The sequence below is a fragment of the Paenibacillus sp. FSL H3-0329 genome (assembly GCF_037963285.1).
In the GTDB taxonomy this organism is placed as follows: Bacteria; Bacillota; Bacilli; order Paenibacillales; family Paenibacillaceae; genus Paenibacillus_AQ; species Paenibacillus_AQ odorifer.
Map to the genome: position 1 here is coordinate 733,375 of NZ_CP150150.1, position 20,787 is coordinate 754,161.

Annotated in this window: 19 protein-coding genes; 16 read left to right on the forward strand and 3 right to left on the reverse strand. The window is 48.7% G+C overall.

Annotated elements, in window-relative coordinates:
- Window positions 1-53 precede the first annotated feature (53 nt).
- From purE to purF, 8 genes are all read left to right on the forward strand, one after another.
- Complete coding sequence (gene purE / locus NSQ66_RS03225) at window positions 54-539, forward strand: 5-(carboxyamino)imidazole ribonucleotide mutase (protein WP_036680920.1); 486 nt, start codon at window positions 54-56, stop codon at window positions 537-539.
- Complete coding sequence (purK, locus tag NSQ66_RS03230) at window positions 536-1,768, forward strand: 5-(carboxyamino)imidazole ribonucleotide synthase (protein WP_051491162.1); 1,233 nt, start codon at window positions 536-538, stop codon at window positions 1,766-1,768. Before purE ends, purK begins: the two co-directional genes overlap by 4 nt.
- Before the next feature lie 5 nt (window positions 1,769-1,773).
- Window positions 1,774-3,069: an adenylosuccinate lyase gene (gene purB, locus NSQ66_RS03235; RefSeq protein WP_036680917.1), complete on the forward strand. Its 1,296-nt coding sequence runs from the start codon at window positions 1,774-1,776 to the stop codon at window positions 3,067-3,069.
- Between the two features lie 312 nt (window positions 3,070-3,381).
- Window positions 3,382-4,272: a phosphoribosylaminoimidazolesuccinocarboxamide synthase gene (locus NSQ66_RS03240; protein ID WP_036680914.1), complete on the forward strand. Its 891-nt coding sequence runs from the start codon at window positions 3,382-3,384 to the stop codon at window positions 4,270-4,272.
- Window positions 4,273-4,396: 124 nt separating this feature from the next.
- Window positions 4,397-4,642 (forward strand): phosphoribosylformylglycinamidine synthase subunit PurS, encoded by a 246-nt coding sequence (gene purS, locus NSQ66_RS03245; protein ID WP_076142425.1) that lies wholly within the window; start codon window positions 4,397-4,399, stop codon window positions 4,640-4,642.
- A 5-nt stretch (window positions 4,643-4,647) separates the two neighbouring features.
- Window positions 4,648-5,337: a phosphoribosylformylglycinamidine synthase subunit PurQ gene (purQ, locus tag NSQ66_RS03250; RefSeq protein ID WP_036680909.1), complete on the forward strand. Its 690-nt coding sequence runs from the start codon at window positions 4,648-4,650 to the stop codon at window positions 5,335-5,337.
- Entirely contained in the window at window positions 5,315-7,561 is a 2,247-nt protein-coding gene (gene purL / locus NSQ66_RS03255; RefSeq protein WP_076142423.1) for a phosphoribosylformylglycinamidine synthase subunit PurL, read from the forward strand. The genes purQ and purL overlap by 23 nt, the downstream gene beginning before the upstream one ends.
- A complete protein-coding gene (gene purF, locus NSQ66_RS03260) occupies window positions 7,546-9,042 on the forward strand; it encodes an amidophosphoribosyltransferase (RefSeq protein WP_076142421.1) in 1,497 nt (498 codons plus the stop codon). Before purL ends, purF begins: the two co-directional genes overlap by 16 nt.
- Window positions 9,043-9,200: 158 nt before the next feature.
- Here purF and NSQ66_RS03265 read toward each other — a convergent pair whose 3' ends face one another.
- Window positions 9,201-9,329 (reverse strand): hypothetical protein, encoded by a 129-nt coding sequence (locus tag NSQ66_RS03265; RefSeq protein WP_256719543.1) that lies wholly within the window; start codon window positions 9,327-9,329, stop codon window positions 9,201-9,203.
- Between the two features lie 369 nt (window positions 9,330-9,698).
- Between NSQ66_RS03265 and purM the strand changes: the two genes are divergently transcribed.
- From purM to ilvA, 6 genes are all read left to right on the forward strand, one after another.
- Window positions 9,699-10,739, forward strand: a complete 1,041-nt coding sequence (gene purM / locus NSQ66_RS03270) for a phosphoribosylformylglycinamidine cyclo-ligase (protein ID WP_076136912.1) — start codon at window positions 9,699-9,701, stop codon at window positions 10,737-10,739.
- A complete protein-coding gene (purN, locus tag NSQ66_RS03275) occupies window positions 10,739-11,356 on the forward strand; it encodes a phosphoribosylglycinamide formyltransferase (RefSeq protein ID WP_038568663.1) in 618 nt (205 codons plus the stop codon). Before purM ends, purN begins: the two co-directional genes overlap by 1 nt.
- 203 nt (window positions 11,357-11,559) lie before the next feature.
- On the forward strand, window positions 11,560-13,107 hold the full coding sequence (gene purH / locus NSQ66_RS03280) for a bifunctional phosphoribosylaminoimidazolecarboxamide formyltransferase/IMP cyclohydrolase (protein WP_076136910.1): 1,548 nt from the start codon (window positions 11,560-11,562) through the stop codon (window positions 13,105-13,107).
- A 23-nt stretch (window positions 13,108-13,130) separates the two neighbouring features.
- On the forward strand, window positions 13,131-14,396 hold the full coding sequence (purD, locus tag NSQ66_RS03285; protein ID WP_076142419.1) for a phosphoribosylamine--glycine ligase: 1,266 nt from the start codon (window positions 13,131-13,133) through the stop codon (window positions 14,394-14,396).
- 287 nt (window positions 14,397-14,683) lie between these two features.
- Window positions 14,684-15,979 carry an SEC-C metal-binding domain-containing protein gene (locus NSQ66_RS03290; RefSeq protein ID WP_076142417.1) on the forward strand — a complete coding sequence of 432 codons (1,296 nt, stop codon included), beginning with the start codon at window positions 14,684-14,686 and terminating at the stop codon, window positions 15,977-15,979.
- A gap of 158 nt (window positions 15,980-16,137) precedes the next feature.
- A complete protein-coding gene (gene ilvA / locus NSQ66_RS03295; protein WP_076104158.1) occupies window positions 16,138-17,400 on the forward strand; it encodes a threonine ammonia-lyase IlvA in 1,263 nt (420 codons plus the stop codon).
- Window positions 17,401-17,487: 87 nt separating this feature from the next.
- Here the strand turns inward: ilvA and NSQ66_RS03300 are convergent, their stop codons facing one another.
- On the reverse strand, window positions 17,488-18,426 hold the full coding sequence (locus NSQ66_RS03300; protein WP_081390193.1) for a hypothetical protein: 939 nt from the start codon (window positions 18,424-18,426) through the stop codon (window positions 17,488-17,490).
- Window positions 18,427-18,476: 50 nt separating this feature from the next.
- Entirely contained in the window at window positions 18,477-19,139 is a 663-nt protein-coding gene (locus NSQ66_RS03305; protein ID WP_076100613.1) for a DUF1129 family protein, read from the reverse strand.
- Window positions 19,140-19,322: 183 nt separating this feature from the next.
- On the opposite strand from NSQ66_RS03305, the gene NSQ66_RS03310 reads away from it, so the two are divergent.
- Both NSQ66_RS03310 and NSQ66_RS03315 read left to right on the forward strand, forming a co-directional pair.
- Complete coding sequence (locus NSQ66_RS03310; RefSeq protein WP_036680885.1) at window positions 19,323-19,523, forward strand: hypothetical protein; 201 nt, start codon at window positions 19,323-19,325, stop codon at window positions 19,521-19,523.
- Between the two features lie 822 nt (window positions 19,524-20,345).
- Window positions 20,346-20,723 carry a hypothetical protein gene (locus NSQ66_RS03315; RefSeq protein WP_076142598.1) on the forward strand — a complete coding sequence of 126 codons (378 nt, stop codon included), beginning with the start codon at window positions 20,346-20,348 and terminating at the stop codon, window positions 20,721-20,723.
- Window positions 20,724-20,787 lie beyond the last annotated feature (64 nt).

Genomic DNA, 20,787 nt, shown 5'->3' on the forward strand with positions numbered 1-20,787 from the left:
GGATTTACAAGATAAAGATATCTCATACTAGTGATTGGAAGGTAGGTCGAATCATGTCTGTGCAGGTAGCTGTCATCATGGGTAGTAAGTCGGATTGGGATACGATGGAGCACGCTTGTGGGGTGCTGGAAGAGCTGGGATTGTCTTATGAGAAGAAGGTAGTATCCGCGCACCGTACACCGGACTTGATGTTCCGCTATGCGGAGGAAGCCGCAGGCCGCGGCATTCGCGTGATTATTGCAGGAGCAGGCGGCGCCGCGCATTTGCCGGGTATGGTGGCTGCAAAGACAATCCTGCCAGTGATTGGAGTGCCAGTGCAGTCAAAAGCACTTAATGGGCTGGATTCGCTGCTCTCCATCGTGCAGATGCCTGGAGGCATACCGGTAGCAACGGTAGCTATTGGTAAGGCAGGCGCTGTAAATGCAGGCCTGCTGGCCGCACAGATCATCGGAGCGTTCGACCCTGAAGTGCAGCAGCGTGTGCAGCTGCGGCGGGATGCGATCCGCGATGAAGTATTGGAAAGCAGCGACAGCTTATGAGACCGGAGGAGCTGAAGCTGCAGGAGGCTGGCGGCGCAGCTTCGCCAGCCGCACAAGCGTCCGGTGCGGACACCGTCCGGACGCTGCTGCCCGGCTCGACCGTCGGCGTGCTCGGCGGCGGGCAGCTCGGGCGCATGATGGCGCTGGCCGGCAGCGCCATGGGGTACCGCTTCGTGGCGCTGGATCCTGCGCCGGATGCGCCTAGCGGTCAAGTTACGCCGCAGATCACGGCGGCGTATAACGACCGGGACGCGGCGCGGGAGCTGGCCCGCCGCGCGGACGTCATCACGTACGAGTTCGAGAACGTCGACGCGGGCGTAGCCGCGCTGCTGGCGGAGGAATCTTACGTGCCGCAGGGCAGCGCGCTGCTGTATACCACGCAGCATCGGCTGCGCGAAAAAGCCGCCATCGAGGCGGCGGGCGTTCCGGTCGCCCCGTACCGGAAGGTGGACAGCCTTGCGGAGCTAAAACAGGCGGCGGCTGAACTTGGACTACCTTGTGTGCTCAAGACAGCCACAGGCGGTTATGACGGCAAGGGTCAAGCTGTGATTCGTCAGGAAGAAGAGCTGGAAGAAGCTTTCCGGCAGGTTGCACCCGGTGAGGTGATTCCGGAGCTGGTGCTTGAGAAGTTTGTAGCTTTTCAATGCGAAATATCCGTTGTTGCTGCACGCAGTGCATCTGGGGAGGTCAAAAGCTTCCCGCCTTCTGAGAACATTCATGTAAATAATATTTTGCATCTGTCCATTGTACCTGCAAGAGTGTCAGCAGACATTCAGCGCAGAGCTTGCGAGCTGGCTGAGACTTTAATCGCAGGGCTGAATGCGGTTGGACTGCTTGCCGTGGAAATGTTCGTCACAGCGGACGGTGAATTGTTCGTCAATGAGCTGGCACCAAGGCCGCATAATTCCGGCCATTACACCATGGATGCTTGCGTGACCTCACAGTTCGAGCAGCATGTCCGGGCGATTTGTAATCTGCCGCTGGGCGATACAACGCTTTTGACACCTGTAGTTATGGTAAATGTATTAGGTCAGCATTTGGATGGTGCTATTAAAGCGACCTGTACACATGAGGAAAAAGATAATAAGCTGGGTATTGTACCTAAGCTTCATATATATGGCAAGACTGAGAGTAAGACTGGTCGTAAGATGGGTCATATCAATCTGCTGTGCAAGGATACCGGAGACGGCCTATCCTGGGTGGAGCAATCTAAACTTTGGAGGAACTAAAGAATATGATCGAACGTTACAGCAGACCCGAGATGCGGGCCATTTGGACTGAGGAGAATAAATTCAAAGCGTGGCTGGAAGTGGAAATATGCGCTTGTGAAGCATGGGCGGAGCTGGGAGTCATCCCACATGAAGACGCTGCTAAGCTGCGTAAGGATGCTAAATTCGACATCGCACGTATTGATGAAATCGAACAGGAAACACGTCATGACGTAATTGCCTTTACACGTGCGGTTTCCGAAAGCCTTGGCGCAGAACGCAAATGGGTACACTACGGCCTTACTTCCACAGATGTGGTGGATACAGCACTGGGTTACTTGCTGCGTCAAGCGAATGAGATTCTAGAGAAGGATATCATCAACTTTATTGAGATCCTTAAAGATAAAGCTATTGCTTATAAAGATACACCGATGATGGGCCGTACTCATGGGGTTCATGCTGAGCCAACTACTTTTGGTCTGAAAATGGCATTGTGGTACGAAGAAATGAAACGTAACCTGGAGCGTTTCCGCCATGCTGCGAACGGTGTGCAATTTGGCAAAATCTCCGGAGCCGTTGGTACGTATGCCAACATTGATCCATTCGTAGAAGAATTTGTCTGCCGTAAGCTGGGTACAAGCCCTGCACCGATCTCGACACAAACTCTACAGCGCGACCGTCACGCTGAGTATATGGCAGCTCTTGCTCTGGTAGCAACCTCGCTAGACAAATTCGCTACCGAAATCCGCGCTCTGCAAAAGAGTGAGATTCGCGAAGTAGAAGAAGCTTTTGCCAAAGGTCAAAAGGGTTCATCTGCTATGCCGCATAAACGGAATCCTATTGGCTGCGAGAATATTTCCGGTCTGTCCCGCGTGATTCGCGGACATATGGTTACAGCTTATGAGAACGTGCCGCTCTGGCATGAACGCGATATCTCGCACTCTTCAGTGGAGCGTATCATCCTTCCGGATGCAACGATGCTGCTGAACTACATGCTGAACCGTTTCGGAAACATCGTGAAGAACCTGACTGTATTCCCAGAGAATATGAAGCGTAACATGAACCGTACCTTCGGCGTTCCTTTCTCTGGCCGGATCTTAACCAAGCTGATTGATAAAGGCTTCAGCCGCGAGCAAGCGTACGATACCGTTCAACCACGTGCGATGCAAGCTTGGGAAGAGCAAAAGCAGTTCCGTGATATCGTGGAAGCTACACCTGAAATCACTAATGTCCTCACCCCAGAAGAGATTGAAGATGCATTTAACCCTTCTTGGCACCTTAAGCATGTGGATACCATCTTCCGCAAGCTAGAACTTATCTAAAAAAGATAAGTTAGTGGTGAACTAAGGAGCTAGGAATAGTACGAGCGGTTAATGTTGTGCAGAATTGAAATGCAACTGGTCGATAAGGAACGGAGAGAAATTTTGGAACTGTAGAAGCGTTAGCGTTCGCCTTTATCCTCGGATTTCTACCACGGGCAGTGGTTCAAATCAGGAAATCTGAGGATAACAGCGATCGGAAGTCCAAACATTTCTTGTAGTGGCCCGATTGACCCAACAGATATTTCCGATTTTGCAAGAGACGTTTTCGCTCAAGTAATAATTAATGATCATTAGTTCAAGGGAGGAAAGGTCATGACATCATCGGCCGTATCCACAGCCGTGGAACTCATCAATGCGCCGCTGCTCTACAAAGGGAAGGTTCGCGAGCTATACGATTTAGGGGAAAATGTACTGATCGTAGTTACGGATCGGATATCTGCTTTTGACTATGTGCTGGACCCGGCGGTCCCTGAAAAGGGTAATGTGCTTAACCGTCTGAGCGCGTTCTGGTTCGGACAGACTAAAGAGCTGATGGAGAATCATGTCGTTCATATCGATGTGGATCTGCTTGGCGACGTAGTTAAGGACAAAGAGGCCCTCAGAAACCGTGTCATGGTGGTACGCAAAGCGGAGCGCATTGATATCGAATGCGTAGTGCGTGGATGCATCACTGGCGGCGGCTGGAGACAGTATCAAGAAACAGGCAAGGTAAATGGTATTGAGCTTCCTGCTAACCTCCGCAAAAACGCGCTGCTGGCAGAGCCGATTTTTACCCCTGCGGCTAAAAATGATGTAGGTCACGATGAGGATATTCCGTTTGAGAAAATGCAGGAATTAATCGGAGCTGATCTGGCGCTTGAGCTGCAGGAAAAGAGCTTAAAGCTGTTCGCTTTTGCTAGAGAGTATTGTGCTGAGCGGGGGATCATTCTTGCGGACTGCAAATTCGAATTCGGCTTGTTGGACGGCAAGGTGATTCTGATCGATGAGATTTTTACACCGGATGCTTCCCGCTTCTGGGCTAAGGATAAATACGCGCTTGATATTGAAATTGATAGTATGGATAAAGAGCCTGTTCGTACGTATCTATCTGCATCTGCCTGGGATAAGAATAGTAAACCTGATCCGCTCCCAACTGAAGTAGTAGAAGAAACTACACGGCGTTATCTGGACATTTATCATCGTCTTACTGGCAAGTCTTTATAGTTCAACATAGTGTGTGCACTCATGGGAATAAATTCAGTATATATTTTTGAAGCTAAATGTACTCATTGTAGAATTTCAGTTTCAGAGGGTATGCTCATTAAAATTTAGGAGGAACTACAAGCATATGTTAAAAGCGACGGTATATGTCACCATAAAGAAAAGCGTTCTTGATCCACAAGGGGTAGCAGTACAAGGAGCACTTCATTCGGTAGGCTTCCAAGAAGTTGAAAGCTTGCGTATTGGGAAATATATGGAGCTGTCTTTGGATACGGATAACCGTGCTGAAGCGGAAGTGCGTCTCAAGGAAATGTGCGAAAAGCTACTTGCCAACACGGTGATCGAGGATTACCGCTACGAATTGGAGGACTAAACGACATGAAATTTGCTGTACTTGTCTTCCCAGGCTCCAACTGTGATATTGATTGCTACAAGGCGGTAGAGGACAGTCTCGGCGAACCAGTCGATTATGTGTGGCATACAGCGACAGATTTGTCGGCGTATGATTGCATTTTGGTTCCAGGCGGATTCTCATATGGTGATTACCTGCGCTGTGGCGCGATTTCCAGATTTGCTCCTGTTATGGCGGAAGTTGCTAAAGCAGCAGAGCAAGGGAAATACGTGCTAGGCATTTGCAATGGGTTCCAAATTCTTACTGAGGCTGGTTTGCTGCCAGGTGCGCTTCGCCGCAACATGTCGATGAAGTTCCGCTGTCACGATACAGTGCTTAAGGTTGTTAATAATGAAACCCCATTTACTATTGACTATGCTAAAGATGAAGAAATCATCATCCCAATCGCACACGGTGAAGGAAACTACTACTGTGATGACGAGACTTTGGCAGAGCTGAAAGCTAACAATCAGATCGTGTTTACCTATAGCGATAATCCTAACGGCTCCGTAGCCGATATTGCGGGTGTTAGTAACGTACAAGGGAATGTGGTTGGCATGATGCCTCACCCTGAGCGCGCGGCTAATAGTTTGCTTGGTTCAGAAGACGGCAAAAGAATGTTTACATCCATACTGAAGACTTGGAGGGATCGTCATGACGCAGCAAGTATCCGTTAAGGAACCGACCGCAGAACAGATTGCGGAGCAGAAAATTTACAGCCAGTTCGGTGTGTCGGACAACGAATATGAGCTGATCAAGTCTTTTATGGGACGTTTGCCGAACTACACTGAAATCGGCGTATTCAGCGTAATGTGGTCCGAGCACTGTGCCTATAAGAACTCCAAACCACTCCTGAAACGTTTCCCAATTTCCGGACCACGTGTCCTGATGGGACCTGGCGAGGGTGCAGGGATTGTAGATATCGGTGACAACCAAGCGGTTGTTTTCAAAATCGAAAGTCATAACCATCCTTCAGCGGTAGAACCTTTCCAAGGTGCGGCAACGGGTGTCGGCGGGATTATCCGTGATATTTTCTCCATGGGCTCCAGACCTATCGCAATCCTCAATTCACTACGTTTCGGGAAGCTGGAAAGTGATCGAGTAAAATATTTGTTCGAACATGTTGTGTCTGGTATTGCTGGTTATGGTAACTGTATCGGGATTCCCACTGTTGGCGGCGAAATCATGTTTGATGATAGCTATGATGGCAATCCGCTAGTTAACGCAATGTGTGTGGGTCTGATTGATCATGACAAAATCCAACGTGGTGTAGCTAAGGGTGTTGGCAACCCAGTCTTCTATGTAGGTCCTCCTACAGGTCGTGATGGAATTCATGGTGCTACTTTTGCATCGGTAGAGCTTAGTGAGGAATCAGAAGCTAAACGTACCGCTGTACAGGTCGGCGATCCATTTATGGAAAAGCTCGTAATGGAATCTTGTCTAGAACTGATCGACAGCGGCATCGTTATCGGGATTCAGGATATGGGTGCAGCGGGTCTTACATGCTCTAGTGCGGAGATGGCAAGTAAAGCAGGCAATGGTCTGGAGCTGTATCTTGATCAGGTGCCACAACGTGAAGAGGGCATGACCCCTTACGAAATGATGCTTTCAGAATCACAAGAACGGATGTTGTTCGTCGTTGAGCCGAAGGATGAGGCCCAGGCACAAGAGATTTTTGACCGCTGGGGTGTTATCTGCTGTAAAGTCGGTAAAGTTACGGATGATGGCCGCTTGAAATTGTATCATCACGGCGAGGTTGTTGGTGACATGCCAGTAACGGCGCTCGTGGATGAGTGCCCAGTATATAATAAACCCTCTGAGGTTCCTGCTTATTATATCGCGAATGAAAAGGTAGATACCCTTCGTTACGAGGAAGTTACAGATCTGGGCGGTGCATTGCGTACAGTACTTGGATCACCAACCGTAGCAAGTAAAGCATGGGTATACAATCAATACGATTACATGGTGCGGACGAGCACAGCTGTACGTCCTGGATCTGACGCGGCTGTAGTTACCATTCATGGTACTCGTAAAGCACTTGCAATGACTACAGATTGTAATGGCCGTTATGTTCATCTTGATCCTGAAGTGGGCGGACGTATTGCAGTCAGCGAAGCGGCACGCAACATCGTTTGTTCCGGTGCTGAACCGCTGGCTATTACGGATAATCTGAACTTCGGAAATCCTGAGAAGCCTGATGTGTTCTGGCAAATGGAGCGTGCGGTTGATGGTATGGCCGAAGCTTGTCGTGTGCTGGATACTCCGGTTATCGGTGGTAATGTCAGTCTTTATAACGAAAATACTACGGGCTCCATCTATCCAACGCCGGTTGTCGGCATGGTTGGTTTAGTAGCGGACACGGATCATATTACGACTCAGGGATTCAAGCAAGAAGGCGATTCCATCCTTCTGCTGGGAGTGACCAAGGCTGAGCTGGGCGGCAGTGAATTCCAATATGCTGTTCATGGTGTGACCGAAGGTCGTCCTCCGGCTTTGGATTTGGCTACTGAGAAAAAACTGCTGAACGCAGTCCTTACCTCAATTCGTGGCGGTCTGGTGCGTTCCGCGCATGACTTGTCCGAAGGTGGACTTGCCGTAGCGCTTGCAGAGAGCTGTATCAGCGGTGGAATCGGAGCAAACGTTGAGCTTTCAGCTAACGGTCTTAGATCTGATGTAGCATTGTTCAGCGAAAGCCAATCACGCATTGTACTGACAGCAGCTCCTGAACGTGCGGAAGAGCTGAAAGCAGCGATTGCAGCCAGCGGTGTTCCAGTGGAGATCATCGGAACTGTAGGTGGAGACAGACTGCGCGTAAATCTGGACGGCGTGTCCGCACTAGATGAAGCTGTAGCAGAATTGAAATTCGTTTGGGAGGATGCTATTCCATGTCTTATGAAATAAAGACCGGGAAAGAGCAGGAGACTCCTATCCTGTGGACTGGTGACTTTTACAATGAAGGAACGGGCTCGGGAGATATTTTTGACACATTAAAAGAAGAATGCGGCGTTTTCGGGGTCTTCGGACACCCGGAAGCGGCGTCCATGTCTTATTACGGCTTACACGCCTTACAACACCGTGGGGAAGAAAGTGCGGGAATCTGCGTAGCAGACGGTCGCGATTTCAACTATCACCGCGGGATGGGGTTAGTAAAAGAAGTATTCGACAAGGACAAAATTGCCTCATTGGTTGGAGACATGTCCATTGGGCATGTACGTTATTCCACCAGTGGGGACAGCCGCTTAACCAATGCGCAGCCGCTGGTATTTAAATATCGTGACGGCGATTTGGCGATTGCTACGAACGGCAACATAGTAAATGAACCGTTGATCCGCAAACAGCTAGAACAAAGCGGATCGATCTTTCAAACTACGAGTGATACAGAAGTGCTGGCGCATCTGATTGCCCGTTCGCCAAAGGATTTTGTTGAAGCGGCAAAAGATGCGCTGCAGCAGCTCGTTGGCGGGTTTGCTTTTCTGCTTATGACAAATGACAAGCTGATTGTCGCTTCAGATTCCCATGGCTTGCGTCCGCTAGTGATGGGACGGATTGGTGAAGCTTATATTTTTGCTTCCGAGTCCTGCGCATTAGAGGTCATTGGGGCACAGCTGGTTCGAGATATTGAGCCGGGCGAACTGCTAGTCCTCGACAAAAACGGCCTCTTAGAGGACCGTTTTACCGAACCCAAACGTAAAGCGCTGTGCGCGATGGAGTATATTTACTTCTCACGCCCAGACAGTGATATGAACGGCTCCAACCTGCACTCCGCCCGTAAGCGGATGGGTAGCCGCATGGCACTGGAAGCTTTTGTCGATGCTGATCTCGTAACCGGTGTACCGGATTCCAGTATTTCAGCAGCCATCGGGTATGCTGAGCAAACGGGAATTCCTTATGAGCTTGGGCTCATTAAGAATAAGTACACTGGACGGACCTTCATCCAGCCGAGTCAAGAACTGCGTGAACAAGGTGTGAAAATGAAGCTGAGCGCCGTGCGCAGTGTAGTTGATGGCAAACGTGTCGTTATGATCGATGATTCTATCGTTCGTGGCACGACCTCACGCCGAATCGTCAATCTGCTTCGGGAAGCGGGAGCTGTTGAAGTGCATGTGCGGATTACTTCACCGCCGTTCAAGAATCCTTGCTTCTACGGCATTGATACACCAGACCGCCGCGATCTCATCGCGTCCTACAAGACCATTGAGGAAATGTGCGAAGAGATCAACGCCGATTCCTTGGCATTTTTGTCGCCGGAAGGCTTAATCTCTTCCATTGGTGGACACAACAAAGATGACTACAAAGGCGGACTTTGCCTTTCTTGCTTTGATAATGATTACCCGACGCAGGTTGATTTTGACGGGGCAGAGAAAGATGGCTGCTCGTGTTGACATCCCCCTAAGTCCCCCTTTCAAAGGGGGATTCCGAAGGGCTCTGCCCTCCGGCCACCCGAAAGCTCGGCGGTAGGAGTTGGGTTATAACTTGCTAAGAAGACTTGGGTACGAGTGCTCGCTTTGTCCCTGTGTGCTGCGCACGGACGGGACACGCTTTACGACGCTCCGCCCCCCGGCTGCATCCGCCGCCGGGACTGGCTCGCCAAGCTTCCCTCTGTTTGCTTCGCAAATACGAGGGCCGCTTGTCTCGCTAAGGAGGCACTTGGCTGCGCTCTAAGCACCAAGATCAGCTCTCCAAGCTCGTCCCTGTTTGCTACGCAAATGCGGTACTCGCTTGTTTCGCTTAAGAAGGTGCATGGCGCAGCTCATGCACCGAGGTCTTGAGGTCCGTATGCAAGGCGCGCACTGCGGCTTGCAGTAGGGACAAACCGGTGGTTGGAGGGAGTTATGGAGAGGAAGTTTGGAACTGTAGAAGCGTTAGCGTTCGCCTTTATGCTCGAATTTCTACCGCTCAGCGGTAAAAAATTCAAAGGAATTCGAGCATAACAGCGATCGGAAGTCCAAACATTCCTCGCAGTAACTCCCCTACAACCACCCAAAAGCCGAATGCGCCCAAACGCGCTCTAAACTATTAAAAGATGAGGTGTCCAATAGTGTCGGAAGCTTATAAAAACGCCGGAGTGGATATTGCGGCTGGTAATGAAGCGGTAGAACGCATGAAAAAGCACGTAAAACGTACTTACCGTCCAGAAGTAATGACGGATCTTGGTGGGTTCGGAGCACTGTTTGGCCTCAATAAAGATAAATATGAAGAGCCAGTGCTTGTATCGGGAACTGATGGTGTAGGCACAAAGCTCAAAATCGCATTCGCGGCGGATCGCCATGACACGATTGGCATCGACGCTGTAGCTATGTGCGTGAACGATATTGTAGTGCAAGGCGCAGAGCCACTCTTTTTCCTCGACTATCTGGCTTGCGACAAAGTGGTGCCAGAGAAAATCGAGGCTATCGTAGCTGGAATCGCTGAAGGCTGTCACCAAGCGGGTTGTGCACTGATTGGCGGCGAAACGGCTGAGATGCCGGGTATGTATTCAGCAGGTGAATATGATATCGCTGGATTCACAGTGGGCGTAGCTGACAAAGCGAAGCTGGTAACAGGCGCTAACATCGCTGCTGGAGACACAGTGATTGGTCTGGCTTCCAGTGGTGTGCACAGCAATGGCTTCTCGCTGGTGCGTAAGCTTTTGCTTGAGCAAGAGGGTTATGGTCTGAATGACGTGCTTCCTGAGCTTGGCGCTCCGCTGGCGGATGTACTCCTTGCACCAACTAAGATTTATGTGAAGCCTTTGCTGGCACTGCTGGAGCAGCTTCCGGTAAAAGGTATGGCTCACATTACGGGTGGCGGATTCATCGAGAATATCCCACGCGTATTGCCTGATAATGTAGACGTGGAGATCAATTACGGATCATGGCCGATTCTGCCAATCTTCGGGTTGATGCAGGACAAAGGAAACGTAAGCAACCGTGATATGTTCACTACTTTTAATATGGGAATTGGTCTTGTTCTCGTAGTTAGCGCTGCTGATGGAGAACGCGCTCTTGAACTGCTTAAGGCTAGCGGAGAAGAGGCGTATATCATTGGGAAAGTAACAGAAGGGGAACGCAAAGTAACCTTTACTGGAGCTGAAGTGTGATGCAATCAAGTCGAATCGCTGTTTTTGCTTCGGGGCAGGGCAGCAATTTTGCAGCACTGATCGAGGCACAGAAAGCAGGTTTGCTTGGAGACGGCAGGATTGAATTGCTTGTCTCGGACAAGCCGGAAGCGCCTGTAGCACAACGTGCGGAGGATGCGGGAATTCCCGCCCTCCTGCTGCGGCCAAAAGACTTCGCCAGCCGTGAGCTCTACGAAGCAGAGATTGTAGCAGAGCTTCAGCGGCGGGATATCGGGCTGGTTGTGCTGGCAGGGTATATGCGCCTCATTACACCAGTGCTTTTAACGCCGTATGCGGGTCGGATTATTAACATTCACCCATCGCTGCTACCTGCTTTTGCTGGAAAGGATGCAATCGGACAAGCGCTGAATTATGGCGTGAAGCTGACGGGTGTCACTGTGCATTTTGTCGATGGAGGTATGGATACCGGGCCAGTTATTGCTCAGCGTAGCGTAGTTGTGTTGGATAACGACACGGCGGATTCATTGGCGGAACGGATTCATAAGGTTGAGTATGAGTTATATCCTGAAGTGGTTGGCGCTTTTGCCAGCGGGAAAGTGGAACTGAGTGGAAGAAAGACGATTATCCGCGAAAAGTAAGCCACACTGTAGTCATTCAAAGTTTTGGATCGACATTTGGTGACAGGCGGAGAGATTTCAGGGTATTTCTCGGGAAATATTGCATAAGCGGCATTATGTGTCGTGTAGTAGGTAATAGAGTCAGATTCTTTCTTATAGTTTCCCAAGCTTTTAGATGTCATCACATTAAATCGCACGTACAACCCGAAGGAGGACTATTCAAAGTGAGTATCAAAAGAGCGCTAGTTAGCGTATCGGATAAACAAGGTATCGTGGATTTTTGCCGCGAGTTGTCTGCATTAGGCGTAGAGATTATTTCCACAGGTGGAACAAGCACGCTTTTGGCTAAGGAAGGTGTTCCAGTCATCGGTATTTCCGATGTTACAGGATTCCCGGAAATCATGGATGGACGTGTCAAAACCTTGCACCCGGCTGTACACAGCGGATTGCTAGCGGTTCGTGACAATGAGGAACACACGCGTCAAATGAAAGAGCTTGGTCTGGACTACATTGATCTGGTAGTAGTAAATCTGTATCCGTTCGCGGAAACCATTGCTAAACCGGATGTATCGTATGAAGAAGCTATCGAGAATATCGATATCGGCGGACCGACGATGCTGCGTTCTGCGGCGAAGAACCATGCTTTTGTAAGTGTAGTGGTAGATGCTAACGACTATGCTACAGTGCTTGAAGAGGTTCGCGCAGATGGAGATACAACGCTGGAAACACGCAAACGTCTTGCGGCAAAAGTGTTCCGTCATACGGCGGCTTACGATGCCTTAATTTCCGATTATTTGGCTAATGTTACTGGCGAACCGCTTCCTGAGCGCTACACCGTGACTTATGAGAAAATTCAGGATCTGCGCTATGGCGAGAATCCGCATCAAAAAGCGGCTTTCTATCGTAAGCCTTTGGCTGCGGGGGATACTCTTACAGCAGCTGAGCAATTGCATGGCAAAGAATTATCCTACAACAATATCAACGATGCTAACGCAGCGCTGCAAATCGTGAAAGAATTTGAAGAACCTGCTGTCGTAGCCATTAAACATATGAATCCTTGTGGTGTAGGTGTCGGTGAAAGTGTATACGAAGCTTATCAAAAAGCTTACAACGCAGACCCAACCTCTATCTTTGGCGGAATAGTAGCCGCTAACCGGATTATCGACGCGGACACTGCTAATCTGCTGAAAGAGATTTTCCTCGAAATCGTATTGGCGCCAGGCTTTACGGAAGAAGCACTGGAAATCCTTACGAAGAAAAAGAACCTGCGTCTGCTCAAAATCGGCAATCTCAGCACGGCTAGTGCGCGTAAGAGCAGCTTCGTAGTTACCTCTATTGATGGAGGAATGGTTGTGCAGGAGAGCGATGTGCATTCTGTGAACCCGGATGATCTACAAGTTGTTACGGACCGTAAGCCAACCGAAGAAGAATTGAAACAGCTGTTGTTCGGCTGGAAGGTAGTTAAGCATGTGAAGTCTAATGCGATTGTATTAGCTGCGGATGATATGACAGTTGGCGTAGGTGCAGGACAAATGAACCGCGTTGGCGCAGCTAAAATTGCAATTGAACAAGCTGGCGAGAAGTCCAAAGGATCAGTCCTTGCCTCTGACGCCTTCTTCCCAATGGGAGATACGCTTGAAATGGCAGCTAAAGCAGGCATTACCGCAGTTATTCAGCCAGGCGGCTCCATTAAAGACGAAGAATCGATCAAGGTCGCGAATGAGTATGGAATTGCTATGGTCTTCACAGGCGTCCGTCATTTCAAACACTAGAACGCTGGGAGGATTTTATTCTAATGGATATTTTAGTGGTTGGCGGCGGCGGCCGGGAGCATGCGATTATTTGGAGCCTGTCCCAAAGCCCCAAGGTTGGTAAAATCTATTGCGCACCCGGCAACGCCGGGATCGCGCAGCTAGCAGAATGTGTGCCTATCGGTGTGTTTGAGTTCGACCGTCTGACGGCTTTTGCAAAAGAGAAGGAAGTAGGTCTTGTTGTAATCGGACCGGATGATCCGTTAGCAGGGGGCATTGTGGATGCTTTTGAAGCACAGGCTATTCCTGTGTTTGGTCCACGTAAGAATGCAGCTGAGATCGAAGGCAGCAAAACCTTTATGAAGGATCTATTGCACAAATATAATATTCCGACAGCAGCCTATGAAAAATTTGATGGCTATGAAGCTGCACTGGCTTACTTACGCGAGCAACCGCTGCCGATCGTAATCAAGGCAGATGGGCTTGCCGCAGGAAAAGGCGTGACCGTTGCCTATTCACGGGAAGAGGCAGAGCAGGCACTAGCTGATATTATGGTAACCAAAGTGTTTGGTGAAGCTGGCGCTCAGGTTGTCATTGAAGAGTTCCTAGCGGGTCAAGAAATGTCGATTTTGGCTTTTGTTGATGGAGAGACAGTTCGCCCGATGGCTGCCGCTCAGGATCATAAGCCCGCTTACGATGGAGATAAAGGTCCTAATACCGGTGGAATGGGTACCTATTCGCCTCTGCCGCATATCGACGAGGCGATTATCCAAGAAGCGATTGAGACCATCATTAAGCCAACAGCAAAGGCTATGGTAGCTGAAGGCCGTTCTTTCAGCGGCGTTTTGTTCGCAGGGCTGATGATTTCTCCAGAAGGTAAACCAAAGACCATCGAATTTAATGCCCGGTTTGGGGATCCGGAGACACAGGTCGTGCTGCCTAGATTGAAGAGCGACTTGTTAGAAATCTTTTTGGCAGTAACCGAGGGTAGACTTGCGGATATCGACATTGAATGGAGCGACGAAGCAGCGGTGTGCGTGGTTCTCGCTTCTGGAGGATATCCAGGCTCTTATCCTAAGGGAGTACCGATTGAAGGGCTTGAGGACAGCCAAGGAGGGCTGATCTTCCATGCCGGTACAGCACGGGGGGCAGATGGCAGCTGGGTAACGAACGGCGGACGGGTCTTAGGCGTGGTAGGCCTGGGTGCTACGATTGCCGAAGCTCGTTCAGCAGCCTATGCTAGGGCTGAAGGAATCTCTTTTTCCGGGAAACAGAATCGCAGCGACATCGCTATGAAGGCTCTGGTATAAGGATAAAGCACTGTATCTAGCAATTTTTTGCGCTTTAAGTCCTAAAAAAGGACTGACAAGTGATAGAAGAAGTGCTATAATACTACACGTACGGGGGAAAATGTGCGGATATATACAGATAAGGGCCTTTCCGATCATGGGAAGGCCCTTTTAAATCGGAGTCCTTCAGACTTTGTGCAGTAACCTTATAAAGGATGCCTCGTGCCTGAAAATGTTGATACTTATAGTGCATACTAGCGATACGCTTATGGCGAATGGCTACTCACAGATTTAAGGGGGAATTCGTTTTGAGTAAGATTGGAAGAAATGATATGTGTCCTTGCGGAAGCGGGAAAAAATATAAGAAATGCTGCCTAGGGAAAGAAACTTCTGCAGTGGAATCCATCATGCGACTGGTAACAACGGAAGAATCCGCTGCTACTGTGGCTGTGGCCGAGAAACCAGAAGCGGCAGCCATTTCTGAAGCTAAACTTACCCTAACTACGCTCAAAAAAAAGGTGTCACGTGATCTGAAATGGGAGCATCCAGCACATGAACAATTGGCTATGCACCTTATTGAGACCATGAGAGACAGCTATGACCGGGAGCTAATCTGGGAAGGTCTGGTTCTATGGAATGGTTATTCCCGTCACATCAAGCCTGCAGTGAAGAAAATGGGCTCCTTCTGCGCGGCTATCGAATTTATCTTGTCTGAGGAATATGGTTTCCTTCAAACTCAAGCTGATCTAGCGATCAAACATGAGGTTACTGCACCTACCATCTCCAGAAAAGTTAAAGAGATGCTTAATTATATCGAACAGTACGGCATGGGCGGGGCAGAGGAAGAATTACTTTTGCTCAACGTTTCAGGTACTCCGAAGGATCAGGAACAGGCTTTGCTGCAAAAAGCAATGGAAACTAAAGCATCCAATCGTCGGATCCAGCTAGCAGAAGCGGCATTGGAAGTTTATCCGGACAGTCCGGACGCCTATCTCATTTTGGCTGAGGAAGCCGAGAATGAAGCAGATGCCCGTGCTTATCTGAAAGCAGGGATGGAAGCGGGTGCGCGTGAGCTTGGAGAAGCCTTTTTCACTGAGAACAAAGGACATTTCTGGGGTCTTTACGAGACACGTTCTTACATTCGAATCTGCAAAAGCTACGCTGACTCCTGCTGGTTTAGCGGAAATGCAGAAGAAGCACAAAAGACGCTGGAGCACATTCTAGAATTGAACCCAGAAGATAACACAGGTGCGCGTTACCTTCTAACGGCAACGTACCTTTACACCAATAAGCTTAAGAAGACCGAGAAGGTACTGGAGAAGTTCGGCAAGGATGCAGCAGCAACAGTAGCATATGACCGTATGGTTTTAGAATATAAGAAGAACGGGATTACTTCCCAGCTCAAAATGCTCTACCGCGTGGCGAAGAATGTGAACAAGCATGTGCCAGATTATCTGTTAGGTATCAAAAGATTGCCGCATAACCTGCCTGATTTTGTAGGCGTGGGTGACGCTAACGAGGCTATCGAATATGTTATTGTACATTCACGTTTGTGGACAAGCTTACCAGACCTGGTGAAGTGGATGCTGAAGCAACAGGACTAGTAGGTTTCATAACGTAGGGATAGCAAATATTAGTAAGAGACTATGGGGTTCCTTTAGTCTCTTTTTCTTTATCACTGATTAGGATGCTTGAAAAAATGTCCTCGGGAGAGTATGTTACAAGAAGTAGAATAACAGATAGATAGTGAGGCGAGAGGGTTATGAGAGAAGAGGAAGACCGAATCGTAGGAATGGAAGATATTGTGCGGGCTCATCACGTACTGCGTGAAGTCATAATCCGGACACCCCTACAACGTGATGCTGTGCTGTCAGCCAAGTATGATTGTGATGTGTATTTGAAGCGCGAGGATTTGCAGATTGTACGTTCTTTCAAAATCCGCGGAGCTTATAATATGATTCGTAGTTTGTCAGCAGAAGATAGAGCAAAAGGCATTGTCTGTGCAAGTGCGGGCAACCATGCACAAGGCGTAGCCTATTCCTGTAAGGCGCTTGGAATTAAAGGCAAGGTCTATATGCCAAGCACTACGCCTAACCAGAAGGTTAAGCAGGTACGGCGGTTCGGTGGTGAGTTTGTTGAGGTCATTCTGAAGGGCGATACCTTTGATGACGCTTATGATGAAGCACTGCAAGCTTGTATAGATCATGGGATGACGTTGATCCATCCCTTTGATGAGCCACGAATCATTGCGGGCAACGGCACCATTGCAATGGAAGTGATGGAGAGTCTGGACAACCCTGCAGACTTTATGTTCGTAACCATTGGTGGAGGCGGCCTGGCAGCGGGTATAGCCACCTATGTGAAGACAGTTAGTCCTTCTACCAAGTTGATTGGTGTGGAGCCACTCGGAGCCGCTTCTATGACGGAAGCGATCAAGCTTGGAGAAGTGGTGACTCTAAAGGAAATTAACAAGTTCGTGGACGGAGCGGCTGTAAAACGTGTTGGCGGACTGACATATGATATTTGTTCCCGTCATCTGGATGACATCGTGATGGTGCCTGAAGGCAAAGCTTGTACCACGATTCTGGAACTATATAACGAGAATGCCATAGTGGTTGAGCCAGCAGGTTCGCTGCCTATCGCAGCGCTTGATCAATATCGTGATCAAATCCGCGGCAAAACAGTTGTCTGTATCATAAGCGGCGGGAACAACGATATTGACCGGATGCAGGAGATCAAGGAGCGTTCATTGATTTATGAAGGCTTAAAACACTATTTCATGGTGAACTTCCCGCAACGGGCAGGTGCGCTGCGTGAGTTCTTGGGCGAAATCCTTGGACCTCACGATGATATTACCCGTTTCGAGTATATCAAGAAGCATGATAAAGAAAATGGTCCCGCGCTTGTGGGCATTGAATTATTGTCAACGGATGCCTACGAACCTCTCATCGAACGGATGCAGCAGAAGGGCGTCGATTATGTAGAGATCAATAAGGATTCTAATCTCTTTAACATCCTTATTTAATTCTCTTATCCACTTAATAATCACGTTAATAAACATAAACAAGCCCGTCCCTATTCATTTCAGGGACGGGCTTTTGTGATTTCTTTATTAGAGAGGTAACGAAGTCTTACGATATTGCTCGACCTCATCGGTCAATTTATAGCTATTGTCTTTCATTAATTTCATGAAGCTATCCAGCTTTTGTAGAAATGGGCTGTTGTCATTATTTTTGGTCAGAATACTGGAGTAAGCCTTTTGCGCCTCCAAATCCATTTCCAGATTGTCATAATGGAAGAGAGGAGTGTTATTCTGGCCGTAAAACGTATTATTCACATACATAGTGTACAAGGCTTTTACAGCAGAAATTCGGTTTGATTTCGGATGATTTTGAATGAATTGCTCTTGAGATAAAGCTCTGGCTGCTACCTCAGTCCAGGCGATAACTAGCCCGTTGTCCTTGGAAGAGGGCAGATCCGATTCGGTGGCCATAATGGAAATATAAGCGCTGATATCATTGGTAACGTATAGCTTGTACTTGCGGTAAGCCCCATAATCGATCACCGGGAAAAAAGTACCCTCTGCTGTCTCCAGCTTATATCCGCTTTCGCTGGCACTTTTCAGCAGTGTACGTAGCTGGAGATCATCAGTAATAGCGGCAAGAGACGACATGCTGGCGCCTGCTTTATAAATGGCGGTGAGCTTCCGCTGGACAGCATTGGTACTGAATTTACTTTCCCAGGCTTGCAGCGCAGCTTTATGCAGATTCTCAAGCTTCAGGGTCATCATTGTTGCACGATATGACCCTACCGCATACATATTGGAGTTCAAATATTTTATGGCTTCGGGTAACTTGTCAGAGGTAGATAACAGCGGTAATGCAGCTTTATAGACAGCCTCTGCATGATTATTGCTAGCTGCTTGAGGAATTGCCTTAGCGCCTTCCCCAGGAGGGCTGGTAGCACCTTCGGCGTGAATAGCACTGGGTACTATGCCTAGCCCTAAGGCTATAGCTAGAACGGAGTAGAGAATATAATGTTTCTTAATCATGGAAGTTTCCCCCTATCTATCGGATGGAATAAAGTTTTCAGCCTAGATATTTATTTTTTGAAAAATATAAATTTCAGTCCCAACCCCCCAATGATGCACAGAATTAAGCTTACCCACGGGGATATTGTAATGACCGGAAATAACCGATCGAGGAACATGCCGATAAATACAGCAGCTACTGCGATGCCAATATAGATTCCAAGGCTTTTTATATCAAAAGGCTTGGCACTGGGTGCATCGCTTTCCGACAAGGAAGACATCCATTTCATAATCAGTTCAATTAAGATAATGGAGCCTACTCCCACAGCGAACAGGGTGAAAAGGCTGATCTGTCCGAACATTCCAGGTGAATCGTCAGTCCATTGGAAGAAGAGTCCACCGATTGCCAATATCCCAAAAAGACAGGTCAGAGCTGCGCAGGGAATCATCAAGTAATAGTTCCATTTACTGCGCACCGGGCGCCCGGGAACACTGTCTATGATTTCTTTAAAATAATCGTGCGGATTCTCGCCGAATACTTGCTTGGCATTTTTCCCTTTACGTTGTTCCTTCAACAGCAGCTTGGCCGCATCCAGCAAAAGTTCTTCTCCGCGCAGGGTGTCAATTCGACTGGCCCGCATTGCAAGAATCATATCTTCTAAATAGGAGCGATTGAAGGGCGTCAACTGCTCACGCAGGGCGTTATTTTCCTTAATCATATCTTTCACTTTCATAATTTGGATGTAAACCTCCAGTGTTGTTAATCGGTATAGTCTTTAACCTAGAGTATACGTTTGCATGACAGGTCTACGCAAGGACAACCATTTCTATGGCGATATGCATAATCCTTTTAGAAGAGTGAACACTGATAATGTTGTTGCTTGATCAATATAGCATTGGGAAAGGTTGGGAGCTTTATGGAACATGAGAACAAGAAAGAACAGGGAAGATCCATGGGCAACGGTTTCGAGCCTACGCCCAATAATTCAATGGGGGATTGGGGCGGCTCCGATGGATTCAGCATGTGGGATTCCGCAGAAGATGCTCCCGAGGGCTTGCTTAAGGATTGGGAAGGCAGCCATGAAACCCATGAGATGTTTAACGACAGCTACGATTGATTAACAACCCTGGTCATTCATCTCGAAAAAACAACAGAGCAGCGATCCTCCGATACTGGGGATCGCTGCTCTGTGTTTTTTTGGTGGGGTTCTCAAACCCAAACCCAAACCCAAACCCAAACCCAAACCCAAACCCAAACCTCAAGCACCCCCGAACCCCAGACCCCCGGTTGTCGTAGCATCCACCATCTTTCGGACTCAGATGACGTTATTAGCCAAATTATCGCCTTTTCAGCACAGTTTCGGACTCCAGTGACGCTATTGCTCGAAAAGAAGCTCGTATTTGCTGTTTTTCAGGGTGATAGCGACTATGGGGTCCGATAGAATTCAAAAAGTGTGCTAAATCTGCGAATAGGGTTTTCTGAGTCCTATAGAGCTGCTGAATCCGATGGATTCAGCAGCGGGATTTCCGCGGAAGATACCCCCGAGGGCTTGCTTAAGGATTGGGAAGGCAGCCATGAAACCCATGAGATGTTTAACGACAGCTACGATTGATTAACAACCCTGGTCATTCATCTCGAAAAAACAACAGAGCAGCTATCCTCCGATCTGGGGATCGCTGCTCTTTGTTTTTTGGTGGGGTTCTCATACCCAAAGCCAAAGCCAAACCCAAGCACCCCCGGAACCCGGGAATCCCAGAGCTCCCAGAGCCCCCGGTTGTCTTAGATTCATCATCTTTCGGACTCAGATGACGTTATTAGCCAAATTATCGCCTTTTCAGCACAGTTTCGGACCCCAGTGACGCTATTGCTCGAAAAGAAGCTCGTATTTGCTGTTTTTCAGGGTGATAGCGACTATGGGGTCCGATAGAATTCAAAAGGTGTGCTAAATCTGCGAATAGGGTCTTCTGAGTCCGAAGGAGCTGCTGAGTCCGAAGGAGCCGCTGAGTCCGAAGGAGCCGCTGAGTCCGAAGGAGCCGCTGAATCCGAAGGAGCCGCTGAGTCCGAAGGAGCAGGTGAGACCGATAGAGCCGCTGAGCCCGATGAAGCTACTGAGTCTCAAGGAGCCGCCGAGTTTGATGGAGCTACTGAATCCGATAGAGCTGCTGAATCCCGCGCGATTGGCGGTTCCAATCCACTCGACGTGTGCGCCCCAGAGTCATGTTCATATCTTACAGAAAACCCTGTTTGTCGTGCAGACTCTAATGCCCAATACTCCCCGCAGATTATTAAGAATTGTCCCTTGCTGTTGACAATATGAACGAAATCTTTATAATTAGATTATAATTCATACTAAGTTAATCGGAATTCTAATAAATTAAAAT

Bases quoted from the DNA above. Each gene is read 5' to 3' on its own strand.
- purK (WP_051491162.1), top strand. From the start codon at position 536: ATGAGACCGGAGGAGCTGAAGCTGCAGGAGGCTGGCGGCGCAGCTTCG.
- purS (WP_076142425.1), top strand. From the start codon at position 4,397: ATGTTAAAAGCGACGGTATATGTCACCATAAAGAAAAGCGTTCTTGAT.
- purQ (WP_036680909.1), top strand. From the start codon at position 4,648: ATGAAATTTGCTGTACTTGTCTTCCCAGGCTCCAACTGTGATATTGAT.
- purD (WP_076142419.1), top strand. From the start codon at position 13,131: ATGGATATTTTAGTGGTTGGCGGCGGCGGCCGGGAGCATGCGATTATT.
- purB (WP_036680917.1), top strand. From the start codon at position 1,774: ATGATCGAACGTTACAGCAGACCCGAGATGCGGGCCATTTGGACTGAG.
- ilvA (WP_076104158.1), top strand. From the start codon at position 16,138: ATGAGAGAAGAGGAAGACCGAATCGTAGGAATGGAAGATATTGTGCGG.
- purL (WP_076142423.1), top strand. From the start codon at position 5,315: ATGACGCAGCAAGTATCCGTTAAGGAACCGACCGCAGAACAGATTGCG.
- NSQ66_RS03305 (WP_076100613.1), bottom strand. From the start codon at position 19,139: ATGAAAGTGAAAGATATGATTAAGGAAAATAACGCCCTGCGTGAGCAG.
- purN (WP_038568663.1), top strand. From the start codon at position 10,739: ATGCAATCAAGTCGAATCGCTGTTTTTGCTTCGGGGCAGGGCAGCAAT.
- NSQ66_RS03240 (WP_036680914.1), top strand. From the start codon at position 3,382: ATGACATCATCGGCCGTATCCACAGCCGTGGAACTCATCAATGCGCCG.
- purE (WP_036680920.1), top strand. From the start codon at position 54: ATGTCTGTGCAGGTAGCTGTCATCATGGGTAGTAAGTCGGATTGGGAT.
- NSQ66_RS03300 (WP_081390193.1), bottom strand. From the start codon at position 18,426: ATGATTAAGAAACATTATATTCTCTACTCCGTTCTAGCTATAGCCTTA.
- NSQ66_RS03310 (WP_036680885.1), top strand. From the start codon at position 19,323: ATGGAACATGAGAACAAGAAAGAACAGGGAAGATCCATGGGCAACGGT.
- purF (WP_076142421.1), top strand. From the start codon at position 7,546: ATGTCTTATGAAATAAAGACCGGGAAAGAGCAGGAGACTCCTATCCTG.